Origin of the sequence: Enterococcus sp. DIV0724b (genome assembly GCF_050531475.1) — a bacterium.
Lineage (GTDB): Bacteria > Bacillota > Bacilli > Lactobacillales > Enterococcaceae > Enterococcus_L > Enterococcus_L haemoperoxidus.
On record NZ_CP172890.1, the window covers coordinates 3,429,153 to 3,442,948 of the forward strand.

General features: G+C 37.1%; 9 protein-coding genes. 1 reads left to right on the forward strand and 8 read right to left on the reverse strand.

Translation table 11 applies throughout. The features are described from left to right. Positions 1-13 precede the first annotated feature (13 nt). From IGJ02_RS15875 to msrA, 5 genes are all read right to left on the reverse strand, one after another. A complete protein-coding gene (locus IGJ02_RS15875; RefSeq protein WP_010762212.1) occupies positions 14-742 on the reverse strand; it encodes an ABC transporter permease in 729 nt (242 codons plus the stop codon). A gap of 1 nt (position 743) precedes the next feature. Then, the gene (locus IGJ02_RS15880) at positions 744-1,646 is read right to left on the reverse strand and encodes an ATP-binding cassette domain-containing protein (protein ID WP_010762211.1); all 903 of its coding nucleotides are present in this window, start codon (positions 1,644-1,646) and stop codon (positions 744-746) included. A 27-nt stretch (positions 1,647-1,673) separates the two neighbouring features. Further along, a complete protein-coding gene (locus IGJ02_RS15885) occupies positions 1,674-1,880 on the reverse strand; it encodes a hypothetical protein (protein ID WP_010762210.1) in 207 nt (68 codons plus the stop codon). Positions 1,881-2,737: 857 nt separating this feature from the next. Then, complete coding sequence (locus IGJ02_RS15890) at positions 2,738-3,649, reverse strand: helix-turn-helix domain-containing protein (protein WP_430602694.1); 912 nt, start codon at positions 3,647-3,649, stop codon at positions 2,738-2,740. A gap of 197 nt (positions 3,650-3,846) precedes the next feature. Further along, on the reverse strand, positions 3,847-4,386 hold the full coding sequence (gene msrA, locus IGJ02_RS15895; protein ID WP_010762208.1) for a peptide-methionine (S)-S-oxide reductase MsrA: 540 nt from the start codon (positions 4,384-4,386) through the stop codon (positions 3,847-3,849). 137 nt (positions 4,387-4,523) lie between these two features. Between msrA and IGJ02_RS15900 the strand changes: the two genes are divergently transcribed. Further along, positions 4,524-5,243, forward strand: coding sequence for a glucosamine-6-phosphate deaminase (locus IGJ02_RS15900; protein ID WP_430602695.1), 720 nt, complete (start codon positions 4,524-4,526; stop codon positions 5,241-5,243). A 47-nt stretch (positions 5,244-5,290) separates the two neighbouring features. Here the strand turns inward: IGJ02_RS15900 and rpoC are convergent, their stop codons facing one another. The 3 genes from rpoC to IGJ02_RS15915 all read right to left on the reverse strand — a co-directional run bounded on the left by rpoC (position 5,291) and on the right by IGJ02_RS15915 (position 13,659). Next, positions 5,291-8,944, reverse strand: coding sequence for a DNA-directed RNA polymerase subunit beta' (gene rpoC / locus IGJ02_RS15905; protein ID WP_010762205.1), 3,654 nt, complete (start codon positions 8,942-8,944; stop codon positions 5,291-5,293). 159 nt (positions 8,945-9,103) lie between these two features. Then, positions 9,104-12,721, reverse strand: a complete 3,618-nt coding sequence (rpoB, locus tag IGJ02_RS15910) for a DNA-directed RNA polymerase subunit beta (RefSeq protein WP_010762204.1) — start codon at positions 12,719-12,721, stop codon at positions 9,104-9,106. Between the two features lie 365 nt (positions 12,722-13,086). After that, positions 13,087-13,659, reverse strand: a complete 573-nt coding sequence (locus IGJ02_RS15915) for a polymer-forming cytoskeletal protein (protein ID WP_430602696.1) — start codon at positions 13,657-13,659, stop codon at positions 13,087-13,089. Between the last annotated feature and the right edge of the window lie 137 nt (positions 13,660-13,796).

Genomic DNA, 13,796 nt, shown 5'->3' on the forward strand with positions numbered 1-13,796 from the left:
ATTTCCCACCTCATTATTTAAATTCTCTATTACGAAATACGTTAAAACTAATAAGTAATGCAATGACTCCATAAATGACACTACTGATTAACGCTGTCTGCAGCTGGTCGTTAGTTATCACTGCTAAATCTGTAATGTTGCGTAAATTTGAAAAGAACAATGTATCCAACAGAAAGTCGAACTTTTCAAGATAATTTGAAATGATATTAGATAAAATAGTATCTCCAATAAATGCAATGGCAATAAATGCTGCAACAGAAGTATACGAAGCTTGTAACACATTGAATAATAAAATTCCCACACAACTCGCTGCTAAATACAAAGGTAGCTGAACAAGTACAGGCTTAAGAGCTACAGTCAAAGGAAAGCTTCCTTTTAAAATAAATGCTACGCTGATTAAGCTTGCTGCGTAAACAGTCACAAACAAAATAGTTAGCAGAAAAGTTAAGACTGTTTTACTAAAAAAGAATGTTTTTCTACTCATTCCTGCAATTAAAGAATTGTTGACTACTCGGTAATTAAATTCATGTCCCCAAGCAACCATGAAAACATTGGTCAAAAATACTGGTATCAGCATAGAACCATTTGACAGCCCTGATTGTATTAACTCCTCAGCAGTATCTGTGCTTGAGGCGCCTAAAAATCCGAAGAATACTCCTAAAAGAATCAAGCCTGCCATGGAGTAAAAGCATAGTGAACTTTTGATAATTCTGTAAATATCTGATTTTAGTAAATGCATCATTTTAAACTCCTCCTTCAATTAAATTTAAGAAGTACTCTTCTAAGTTTTCTTCTTTGTAATAATAATTTGTTAAATAAATACCATGGTCAAATAAGAGTTGAGCGATTGTTTCCATATTTTCCTTCTTTTCCTTGATATACAGTTCATTTTGATGAACTTCTACATAATAATCATGACTAGCTAAAATCTTATTTGCTTGATGATTATCTGAGCTTGTTAGCACAATATTTTGACCACACTCATTTTCCAATTCTTCTTTCGTCAATTCTTTGACTAACTTTCCTTCATTTATAATGCCGTATCTAGTGGCAACCAATGAAAGCTCTGTTAAAATATGACTTGAGATCAAAATTGTCGTGCTATACTCTTGATTCAATCGATGAATAATTTCCCTAATCTCAACGATTCCTTGAGGATCTAACCCATTGATGGGTTCATCTAAAATCAGAAACTCTGGTTGATCCAAAATAGCTAAGCCGATTCCAAGCCGTTGTTTCATTCCCAACGAATAATCCTTAAAAAGTTTCTTATTGTCGACTTTATCGAGTCCTACAAATGCTAGTACCTCGTCAATACGCTTTTTGTCTTTAATATTTTTTTGAATTGCATAATAATTTAAATTATCTTTGGCGGATAAATATGGATAACAAGCCGGCCCTTCAATAACCGCTCCCATCTTCAGCACATTTTCTGAGTTGAAAGACAATGACCCTGAGCTTTTTTCAATCAATCTTGTTGCTAAGCGAATAAAGGTTGTTTTTCCAGCACCATTTTTCCCGATAAACCCGTAAATATCCCCTTTATTGATAGTCATTGAAACTTCATTCACAGCCTGATACTCTTTATATTTCTTCACCAAGTCATTTGTTTTTAATAGATAGTTATTTTTTTCAATTAATTCCATTTTCAGCACTCCCGTTATTTGGATTTGTCATTTTATTTCTAAAATTTCGAGGTCTTCTACCTTTAAATGTTCAAAAATCAATTCCTTCTCTGTCTTTTTGGGAATCATCACAATCTTTAATAATTCGCCTTGATTTAATACCTTCAACAATTTGTCTTCTTTGCTACTATTCACAATGATTAATTTTCTATGCACAACTGTTTGATCTTCAATAAAATATTCTATATTAGACATTTCCTTTCCTTCCTTTCTTTTGACTTGCTTATGTATTGATCCTGTTTTCTGTTTTTCTTAATATGTCTTCTTTACAGGATATTTTTATCTTTTTAGATTTCCCACCATAATCCTAGCAATCCAAACATTTTACTCACCCGCTTTCTTTCGATTCTTATAAGATTTTTTTCCTCTTGTTTACATGTCTTACTTTACTGCTTGATCAATTTTTTCAACAGGACATTCTTGTCATCCTTTTAGATTTCCCACCATAGCCCTAGCAATTCAAACATTTCACTCACCCGCTTTCTTTCGATTCTTATAAGTTTTTTTCCTCTTGTTTACATGTCTTACTTTACTGCTTGATCAATTTTTTCAACAGGACATTCTTGTCATCCTTTTAGATTTCCCACCATAGCACTAGCAATTTAAACATTTCGCTCACCTGCTTTCTTTCGATTCTTATAAGTTTTTTTCCTCTTGTTTACATGCCTCACTTTACTGCTTGATCAATTTTTTCAACAGGACATTCTTGTCCAGCATCTGTTGTTGGTTTCATATATTCTTATATAGCCTATTTTTATGCACAAAAATAAACTATTAAAACATACTCATGCTTTAATAGTTTATGACTTAATTATTTACAAACTCTTCTTCCCATTGCCAATCTATTGTTTACGAGAGCTGCACCTATCAGATACTGTGTAGTAATCCATTTTGGTTTGCTAGTAATCGGATTTGTTCTTGATCCTACATTTAGCACTATTGTTTCACCTGTTTATAGAAATTTGAAATGCTATTAATAGTATCTAAATTATGTATATGATGAAGTATAGGAACGTTATTATATATAAAGCACCTTGATTAATTCTTCCTGTCTAGTCTTCAAATATACTTTCTTTTAAATCCGCTTTCCATTCTTCTTCTATCTTTTTTGATAATAACTCTTCTTGATGAAGCCTCGCTAATAAACTAGCATCCTGATATTTTTGTTTTGCTTTTTCAATTTCACCCTTTTGTAACCAACATTTTCCTTCTAGCATATCTACAATTGGTTTTTTGTGGAAATCTTGCGTTGACTTCATGATAGTATTAAAAATCTTGATTACATTCATAACTTTCCCGTACTCATCTATACTGATATATACCCCCATGACAATGATTAAAATTTGACCCAGAATCAAGACACCGACATCTGAAGCATAATTAACTTGATCAAGACACTTCTCAACTAACTGTTCAAATTCCTTACTATCCACATCTGAATACCTACTGCAATGAAAGTAAAGGTTAGCAATGATCAAATCATTGTCTGTATATTTTGTTTTATTCTTTACTTGAAAAAAGTAATCACTTAAAATCCCTTCACCAAAGTCTATTTTTTCTGAATGATGAACATCAATGATTGCTTGATCAACATCAACTAACAATTGTTCCTCTTCAGGTAAAATATCATAAAATTGTTCATAGATTTCGTTAAAAATAGATTCTACTTTATCTTCCATCTCTTTATTATACTGAGGCGGCCGCCTAAACAAACTCATTTTTAATTCTAAATACCTCTTAGGTAAGGTCATTTGACTTTCATCTATCAAATGTGAAATTGGAACAAATAATCGTTGAGATATGTATGTAAGTTTGGGTAACGTAGGTAAAGATTCTCCTGACTCAATTCTTGAAAGCTGTCTGACTGTTAATTCTAACTCGTCATCACAAAAAGCTTCTCTACTCATTTCTTTTTGCTCACGAAGTAAGCGTATTTTTTTTCCTAATTCTAATTTTATATCCATTTTTCACCGTCCTGCATAAAAATTATATCAATCATCATGTTAATTATATATTAATAATATTGAAATTACAACATTCTACTGATAACATTATCATTCCTCCTGCTGCCTTTGATATCTTCAAACTCGAGTTATATGCTCTTAAAAGAAGAGTTGATATTACCTACTATTCAAATAGCTGGTAATGTCAACTCACTTTTTTATTTATCTTCTTTCCAATTTTTCCGAATAAAACTAGCTCTGCCTGATCCTTCTCGATAGAGATTATAATGTATACTATGTTTCTTATAATACTCTTGATGATAGTCTTCCGCTGGATAGAACGGTTGAGCTGGTTCAATTTTAGTCACAATTGGTTGAGTAAAACGACCACTCTTTTGTAATACATCTTTTGACTTTTCAGCGATCTTTTTTTGCGATTCATTACTATAAAAAATAACAGGACGATAGGAATCACCACGATCTGCAAATTGACCTAAGGCATCTGTTGGATCTGTTTGCTGCCAATAAGTTTCTACTAATTTTTCGTATGGAATGATTGCAGGATCATACGTTATTTCAACTGCTTCTGTATGACCAGTTGCGCCTGTTGTGACTTGCTCATAGGTTGGATATTCAACATGCCCTCCTGTATATCCTGACACCACGGAAATAATACCTGGTTGAGTATCAAAAGGTTTAACCATGCACCAAAAACAACCGCCAGCAAAAATCGCTTTTTCGTAATAATGATGTTCCATATTTACTTCACCTCATCTTTTTCCTTATCATAAGCCCAACAAAAAAATAATGACATTGATTTGCTTATACAAACTCTATTGACATGGGATGGTTCCCACATGATAAGTTAAATAAAAAGAAGGAGCTGTTAAAAAAAATGAAAATCATCATTGAAGAAAACTACGAAAAAATGAGCCGGGTCGCTGCAAATATTCTATTAGGTAAAATGTATCAAAATAAACGAGTGAATTTAGCCATAACCGCTGGATCGACACCAGTTAAAATGTATGAATACTTAGTTTCTGATGTAAAAAACAAACATTATTTTGACAATGTTCATTATTACAATTTTGATGAGATTCCATTCAAACAGAAAAAAGGATATGGTGTAACGATGACAAATCTTAATAACCTATTCTTTAAACCAGCAGAAATTCCAGAAAGCCACATACATCCCTTGGACGAAAACAACTATAAGAATCAGGACAAGAGAATTGAACAAGATGGTGGATTAGATTTGATTTTACTAGGCATTGGAGCAGATGGACATTATTGTGGGAACCTACCAGGAACAACAAAATTTGAAAATTTAACTTCTTATGTTGGAGAAGACGCTACTGAACATATGAAAGATATTTTATTAAGCGAGGTCGGCGGCGATGAAAATGAGCGTCCAGACTTTTACGTCACTATGGGACCAAAAAGTGTGATGCAAGCAAAAGAAATTGTGCTGTTTGCCACAGGAAAGAAAAAAGCTGCGATCATCAAACAGGCATTTTTCGGCCCTGTCACAAATGATGTCCCCGCCTCCTTATTACAAACCCATCCTAATTTAACAATTATTTTAGATCAAGAAGCTGCATCAGAACTTTATTAAATAAAAAAGGCTTGAAATCATATGATTTCAAGCCTTTTTGTTTACTATTATTTATTCAACTCATTCAAAGCATCTTCAGCAGCCATTTGTGCTTCAATATCAGAGATACTGTACACATTTTCGCTCGCTACGCCAACTTCTTTTGGTTCCATGTTACGGTAACGAGCCATACCAGTACCAGCTGGGATGATCTTACCGATGATAACATTTTCTTTCAAACCAAGTAATGGGTCTTTTTTACCGCGGATTGCAGCATCTGTTAACACACGAGTTGTTTCTTGGAATGACGCAGCAGATAAGAAACTGTTTGTTTCTAATGATGCTTTTGTGATTCCTAGTAAGACTGGACGGCTTGTTGCAGGAACGCCACCAGCTACTAATGTGTCATAGTTACGATCTTTAAATTCAGCGATATCTAGTAATGTACCTGGTAAGATTTCAGTATCACCTGGATCCATGACACGAACTTTACGAAGCATTTGACGAACCATTACCTCGATATGTTTATCGCCAATTTCCACCCCTTGCATACGGTAAACACGTTGTACTTCACGTAATAGGTAGTTTTCAACAGATAAAACATCGCGAACTTGTAGCAGTTGCTTAGGATCGATCGAACCTTCTGTCAACGGCTCACCACGACGGATCGTATCGCCTTCAGCGACTTTCATACGAGCAGTATAAGGAACTGTATACGTACGTGTATCAGTTTTCCCTTTGATCGTTACTTCTTTTTGGCGTGTTGCAGGATCTTCAGAAATATCGATTACTTCACCTGTTACTTCTGTAATGACTGCTTGTCCTTTAGGATTACGTGCTTCAAAAATTTCTTGAACACGAGGTAGACCTTGAGTAATATCATCTCCGGCAACCCCACCTGTATGGAACGTACGCATTGTTAATTGAGTACCAGGTTCTCCGATTGATTGAGCAGCAATTGTACCAACTGCCTCCCCAACTTCAACACCAGAACCAGTTGCTAAGTTACGGCCGTAACAGTGTTTACATACACCATGTTTCGTGTTACATGTAAATACGGAACGAATCGTTACAGTTTCAACACCAGCGTCAACGATTTCTCTTGCAAGATCTTCTGAAATCAGTTGATCTTCACCAATAATCATTTTGCCAGTTTCAGGATGCATCACTGATTTACGCGTATAACGTCCAAGTAGACGTTCTTCTAACGGTTCAATGATTTCATTTCCTTCACGAATTGATTGGATTACTAGACCGCGGTCAGTTCCACAATCGTCTTCACGAATAATAACATCTTGTGCTACGTCAACTAAACGACGAGTCAAGTAACCTGAATCGGCTGTCTTCAAGGCTGTATCGGTCATCCCTTTACGAGCTCCATGGGTAGAGATAAACATTTCCAAGACAGAAAGTCCTTCACGGAAGTTCGAGATGATCGGCAATTCCATGATACGTCCGTTTGGAGCGGCCATAAGTCCACGCATACCAGCAAGCTGAGTAAAGTTGGAGATGTTACCACGGGCTCCAGAATCTGACATCATGAAGATTGGATTTTTAGCGTCCATACTTTCGATCAGTTTTTGTTGAATTTCATCTTTGGCTTTATTCCAAACAGCAATAACACGTTCATAACGTTCGTCATCTGTAATCAGACCACGACGGAATTGTTTCGTAATATTTTCGACTTGTTTATGGGCATCATCGATGATTTCTTGTTTCTCATGCAAGACCATGATATCAGCGATACCAACGGTCATCCCAGCATGAGTCGAATGTTTATAGCCTAAGTCTTTCATTCTATCAAGCATCTTAGAAGTTTCAGTGATATGGAATCTCTTGAAGACTTCAGCGATAATATTCCCTAAGTTTTTCTTTTTGAATGGTAAAACTAATTCTTGCTCTTTAATGTGCGCAGGAATATCTGTACCAGCTTCTACAAAATACTTGTCAGGTGTTTGTACCGTTAAGTTGTAATCTGTTGGTTCATTCAAGTAAGGGAACTCTACAGGCATGATTTCGTTAAAGATGATCTTACCTACAGTTGTGATCAAAATACGTTCTTTTTGCCAATCCGTAAACGGTTTGTCACCAAGCAATGTTGTTTGAACACCAATACGTGAGTGTAAATGCACGTATCCATTACGCCATGCTAAAACAGCTTCATTCATGTCGCGGAAGATCATGCCTTCCCCTTCACGTCCTTCTTCTTCCATAGTTAGGTAGTAGTTACCTAAGACCATATCTTGAGAAGGCGTTACAACTGGTTTACCATCTTTTGGATTCAAAATGTTTTGAGCAGCTAGCATTAGCATACGTGCTTCTGCTTGTGCTTCTTCGTTCAATGGAACGTGAACAGCCATTTGGTCTCCATCGAAATCGGCATTGTAGGCTTCACACACTAATGGGTGAAGACGGATTGCACGACCTTCAACTAACACTGGTTCAAAGGCTTGGATACCAAGTCTGTGAAGTGTAGGTGCTCGGTTAAGCAATACTGGATGCTCTTGAATAACTTCTTCTAGAATATCCCAAACTTCATCTTCTCCGCGTTCGATTTTACGTTTTGCATTTTTGATGTTTGTTGCGATTTCGCGTTGAACTAATTCACGCATTACAAATGGTTTGAATAATTCAATTGCCATTTCTTTTGGCAACCCACATTGGTACATTTTAAGGTTAGGTCCTACGACGATAACTGAACGACCAGAGTAATCCACACGTTTACCTAATAAGTTTTGACGGAAACGACCTTGTTTCCCTTTTAACATATGAGAAAGAGATTTCAATGGACGGTTACCTGGTCCTGTAACAGGACGGCCACGACGACCATTATCGATCAACGCATCAACCGCTTCTTGCAGCATACGTTTTTCATTTTGAACAATGATGTTTGGTGCGTTTAAATCTAATAAACGTTTCAAACGATTGTTACGGTTGATTACACGACGGTATAAGTCATTCAAATCACTTGTTGCAAAACGTCCACCTTCTAGTTGAACCATCGGGCGCAAATCAGGTGGGATTACAGGAATAACATCCATAACCATCCAGCTTGGTAAGTTTCCAGAAGCACGGAATGCTTCTAAAATATCTAAACGACGGATTGCACGTGTTCTTTTTTGACCTTGAGCTGATTTTAAGTCTTCTTTTAAGCCAGCAACTTCGCCATCTAAATCAACGTTATCCAATAATTGTTTAACAGCTTCTGCACCCATTGCCGCTGTAAAACCTTGACCATATTGATCACGTTTATCACGGTATTCGCGCTCTGTTAATAATTGTTTTTTCTCTAAAGATGTATCTCCGGCATCAATTACTACATAAGATGCAAAGTAAATGATCTCTTCTAAGGCACGAGGACTCATATCTAAAACAAGACCCATACGAGATGGAATACCTTTGAAATACCAGATATGTGAAACGGGTGCTGCTAACTCGATATGTCCCATACGTTCACGACGAACTTTAGAGCGAGTTACTTCTACACCACAACGGTCACAAACGATACCTTTATAACGAATACGTTTATATTTTCCACAGGCACATTCCCAGTCTTTAGTTGGGCCGAAAATGCGTTCACAGAACAAACCTTCACGTTCAGGTTTTAACGTACGGTAGTTAATCGTTTCGGGTTTCTTTACTTCACCGTAAGACCAGCTTCTGATCTTTTCTGGAGAAGCTAAACCTATTTGCATACTTTCGAATTTATTTACATCGATCAAAAGGGATTCCCTCCATTTCTTGATAGGAAAAGTTAGGGTGGAAAGAAAAATACAGTACTTTTAAACACTCATTTTCTTCCACCAACTGTATCAACTCTCTTTCTACAAAGAGAGATTGAAACAAAACTAACTTGACAATTTTAATAAGACTTCAAACAATTAGTCTTTTGTATCTTCAGCAGTTTCTATTTCTTGTTCAAGAACTGCATCTGCAGCTTCTTTCGCTTCAGCTGCTTCTTTTTCTAATTGTTTCGCTGATTGTTGTTCGGCAAATTTTGTTAGGGCATCAACTGTGATCAAGTCATCATCATCGTCATCCATATCACGTAATTCGATTTCTTGTTCTTCAATGTCCAATACGCGCATATCTAATCCAAGTGATTGTAATTCTTTTACCAATACGCGGAATGATTCTGGCACGCCTGGTTTTGGAATTGGTTCACCCTTAACGATCGCTTCGTATGTTTTCACACGACCAACTACGTCATCAGATTTGTACGTTAAGATTTCTTGTAATGTGTAAGCTGCACCGTATGCTTCCAGTGCCCATACTTCCATTTCCCCAAAACGTTGTCCACCAAATTGAGCTTTACCTCCAAGTGGTTGTTGGGTAACAAGTGAGTATGGTCCAATAGAGCGAGCATGTAATTTATCATCGACCATGTGGGCCAATTTGATCATGTACATCACACCAACAGAGATACGGTTATCAAATGGTTCACCAGTACGTCCGTCATAGAGAACAGTTTTCGCATCACGAGCCATACCCGCTTCACGAACTGTTTCCCAAACGTCATCATCATTGGCGCCATCGAATACTGGTGTTGCAATGTGGATACCTAACTGACGAGCAGCCATACCCAAGTGCAATTCTAGTACTTGTCCAATATTCATACGTGATGGTACCCCAAGCGGGTTCAACATGACATCGATTGGTGTGCCGTCTGGTAAGAATGGCATATCCTCTTCCGGCATAATACGGGATACAACCCCTTTATTACCGTGACGTCCGGCCATTTTATCGCCTTCGTTGATTTTACGTTTTTGCACGATATACACACGAACTAACATGTTTACGCCTGGAGATAATTCGTCTCCGGCTTCACGAGTAAAGATTTTCACATCATGAACAATCCCGCCGCCACCGTGAGGCACACGTAGAGATGTATCACGAACTTCACGGGCTTTTTCACCAAAGATTGCATGTAGTAAACGTTCTTCAGCAGATAACTCAGTTACCCCTTTAGGCGTTACTTTACCTACTAATAGGTCACCATCTTTAACTTCAGCACCGATACGGATAATGCCCATTTCGTCAAGATCTTTCAAAGCATCTTCTCCGACGTTTGGAATTTCACGCGTGATTTCTTCAGGTCCTAATTTTGTATCACGAGCTTCTGATTCGTATTCTTCAATATGAATAGAAGTATAAACATCATCTTTTACCAAACGACGGCTCATGATGATTGCATCCTCGTAGTTGTATCCTTCCCAAGTCATGAATCCGACAAGTACGTTTTGCCCTAAAGCCATTTCGCCTTCTTCCATAGAAGGTCCATCTGCTAATGTATCGCCTTTTTCAACTTTTTCGCCTAAAAGAACGATTGGACGTTGGTTGTAACTTGTTCCTGAATTTGAACGACGGAATTTTGTGACCATATATTTATCTAATGCGCCATTGTCACGGCGAACGCGTACTTCTGATGCATCCACATATTCAACGACACCATCATGTTTACATAGTAGAGCAGCACCCGAGTCATGGGCTGATTTGTATTCCATACCAGTTCCCACAAGTGGTGAACGAGGTTGGATCAATGGCACTGCTTGACGTTGCATGTTGGCACCCATCAAGGCACGGTTGGAGTCATCGTTTTCCAAGAAAGGAATACAAGCCGTCGCAACAGCAACTACCTGTTTAGGTGAAACGTCCATGTAATCGACTCTATCGATCGTCACTTCCAAGTTTTCACTTTGCAGACGAGCCATTACTAATTCTTCAGCGAATGTTCCATCTTCATTTAAGCGTGAGTTTGCTTGCGCTACAATGTAGTGATCCTCTGTGTCAGCAGTTAGGTAATCTACTTTATCTGTTACTCTGCCAGTGGCACGATCAACACGACGATAAGGTGTTTCAATAAAACCAAATTTGTTCACTTTGGCATAACTTGACAAGCTGTTGATCAACCCAATATTTGGTCCCTCAGGTGTTTCGATCGGACACATACGGCCATAGTGGGAATAGTGAACGTCTCGAACTTCATAACCAGCACGGTCACGAGTCAAACCACCAGGTCCTAAGGCAGATAGACGACGTTTGTGTGTCAACTCACCTAGAGGATTTGTTTGATCCATGAATTGTGATAATTGAGAAGAACCAAAGAATTCTTTGATACTTGCAACAACTGGACGAATATTGATCAATTGTTGTGGTGTTAGTGTTTCAGTGTCTTGAATAGACATTCTTTCACGAACCACACGCTCCATACGAGCTAAACCAATACGGAATTGGTTTTGTAGTAATTCACCAACTGAACGAATACGACGGTTTCCTAAGTGATCGATATCATCTACATTGCCGATGTCTTCTTGTAAGTTAAAGAAATAACTCATTGAAGCCACGATATCTGCTGGACGAACAGTCTTCACACTTGTATCAGGATACCCATTACCGATGACGTTCACGATGCGTTCTGGATCTTTTGGAGAAAGAACTTTGATTACTTGAACTGTCATTGGTTCAGTAACTACACCATCTTCACTTGGGTAATACGTTACACTGTTTAAGCCGTTATCGATATGTTCACCTAATGTTTCCATTACTTGGTGAGTTAATACTGTTCCTTTTTCAACGATGATTTCGCCAGTTTCAGCATCGATCAATGTTTCTCCTAAAGTTAGGTTCAATAGACGTGTTTTTAAATCTAATTTTTTGTTGACTTTGTAACGACCAACGTTCGCTAAGTCATAACGTTTTGGATCGAAGAAACGAGCGTTCAGTAAGTTACGAGAACTGTCAGCCGTTTTCGGCTCACCAGGTCGAAGACGCTCATAAATATCTTTTAACCCTTCTTCAGTACGAGAGTCGCTTGCGTTTTTGTGTAAATCTTTTTCGATTGTATTACGTAAGCTTAATGTTTCACCGAAAATTTCAAAAATTGTATCATCAGAGCCAAAACCTAAGGCACGAACTAATACAGTCAAAGGAATTTTACGTGTACGGTCAATACGTACGTAAGAAATATCTTTTGCGTCAGTTTCCATTTCTAACCATGCACCACGGTTAGGGATCACTGTTGACCCAAAGCCTTCTTTACCATTTTTATCTACTTTTCCATGGAAATAAACACCTGGTGAACGTACCAATTGAGAAACGATAACACGTTCTGCACCATTGATGATAAATGTTCCCATTTCAGTCATTAGAGGGAAATCACCGAAGAATACTTCTTGTGATTTGATTTCTCCAGATTCACGGTTTGTCAATCGTAGAGTAACGTGTAACGGTGCAGAATAGTTTGCGTCATGTGCACGCGCTTCTTCTACCGTATACTTAGGTTCTTTTAATTCATAATCCACAAATTCCAAAGATAGGTTTCCTTGAAAATCATCGATCGGTAAAATGTCCTCAAACATTTCTCTTAGTCCTTCATCTAAAAACCATTGGTAAGAGTCTGTTTGAATCTCGATCAAGTTGGGTAATTCCAACACTTCACTGATCCGGGCGAAACTTCTACGTTCGCGGTGTTTTCCGTATTTTACTACGTGTCCAGCCAAGCTCTTCACTCCTCTAATTAAAAGTCTATCAAAACACTAACCGAAAATATTTCTTTAATATTACAAATATTAAATATCTGTAATATTGAGCATTTTTTGCAGTTTTTAGGCAAAAAAAAACCAAAAATAGAATGTGCTCTTGAAAATTTCTCGTGCGTCTCTACTTTTGTTTCCCTATTAAAAACCGGAACGGACAATATTTCGCTCCTGCTTTGTCATTTTTCAGATAGTTTTTGCATCTATACATTGTACTTCCTTCTATAATAAAAGTCAAGGTTTTTCGCAAGCTTCTAGTGCCCTGCTTTCTACAAAAAAAGACACTCGAAAAACACCGAATGCCTTCTTACATATTCTACTATTTTTTCTTATTGAACTGTAGTTTCTCCAGTAATTTCAGCGCCTTCTTTATCTAGAGTAGCAGAAGTTTTGTATTCTTCTTTTTCGAAGGTTACGTTCCCATCAACTTTTGTGCCATTTAAGACAAAACCATTGGCTTTAACTAAGATATCCCCTTTAACAGTTCCATTCACAATATTGAAGTTTTCTGTTTCAACAACTAGTTTAGGAACAGTAACTGTATACTCAGCTGTCACTTTTTTATCTGAGTCTTGTGCATATAATGCTAATTTTCTATAAATATCGCCTGAAGCTTCTCCTTTATCATGGAACTCCCCAGCAACTGTAACATCTTTATCAAAAGTCAGATCAGCTGTTGCCGCAACAATCCAGTTACCATCTTTACTCAACGCTTTTTCAATTACTTCTGGTTTGTCACTTATTGAAGCACCACTCACTGCATCAACACTTGAACTCATTGATGTTTCTGTTTTGCTATCAGAGGAACTATCTTTAGAAGCTTTATTGTCACTGTTACATGCACCCAATACTAATACAGTTGCTGCTAATGTTCCTAATGTGATTAATTTTTTCGAAATCATATACATCCTCCTAATAATTTACTATTTATTCAGTTAAATAGTAGCATGAAATCGTTTAAATTCACAAAGATATCCATTTTCATTTGGTTTATTACAATTAATTTAAAAATTTCACAAATTCATGTTCATTACATGAA

Bases quoted from the DNA above. Each gene is read 5' to 3' on its own strand.
- IGJ02_RS15915 (WP_430602696.1), bottom strand. From the start codon at position 13,659: ATGATTTCGAAAAAATTAATCACATTAGGAACATTAGCAGCAACTGTA.
- IGJ02_RS15890 (WP_430602694.1), bottom strand. From the start codon at position 3,649: ATGGATATAAAATTAGAATTAGGAAAAAAAATACGCTTACTTCGTGAG.
- msrA (WP_010762208.1), bottom strand. From the start codon at position 4,386: ATGGAACATCATTATTACGAAAAAGCGATTTTTGCTGGCGGTTGTTTT.
- IGJ02_RS15880 (WP_010762211.1), bottom strand. From the start codon at position 1,646: ATGGAATTAATTGAAAAAAATAACTATCTATTAAAAACAAATGACTTG.
- IGJ02_RS15900 (WP_430602695.1), top strand. From the start codon at position 4,524: ATGAAAATCATCATTGAAGAAAACTACGAAAAAATGAGCCGGGTCGCT.
- IGJ02_RS15875 (WP_010762212.1), bottom strand. From the start codon at position 742: ATGATGCATTTACTAAAATCAGATATTTACAGAATTATCAAAAGTTCA.
- IGJ02_RS15885 (WP_010762210.1), bottom strand. From the start codon at position 1,880: ATGTCTAATATAGAATATTTTATTGAAGATCAAACAGTTGTGCATAGA.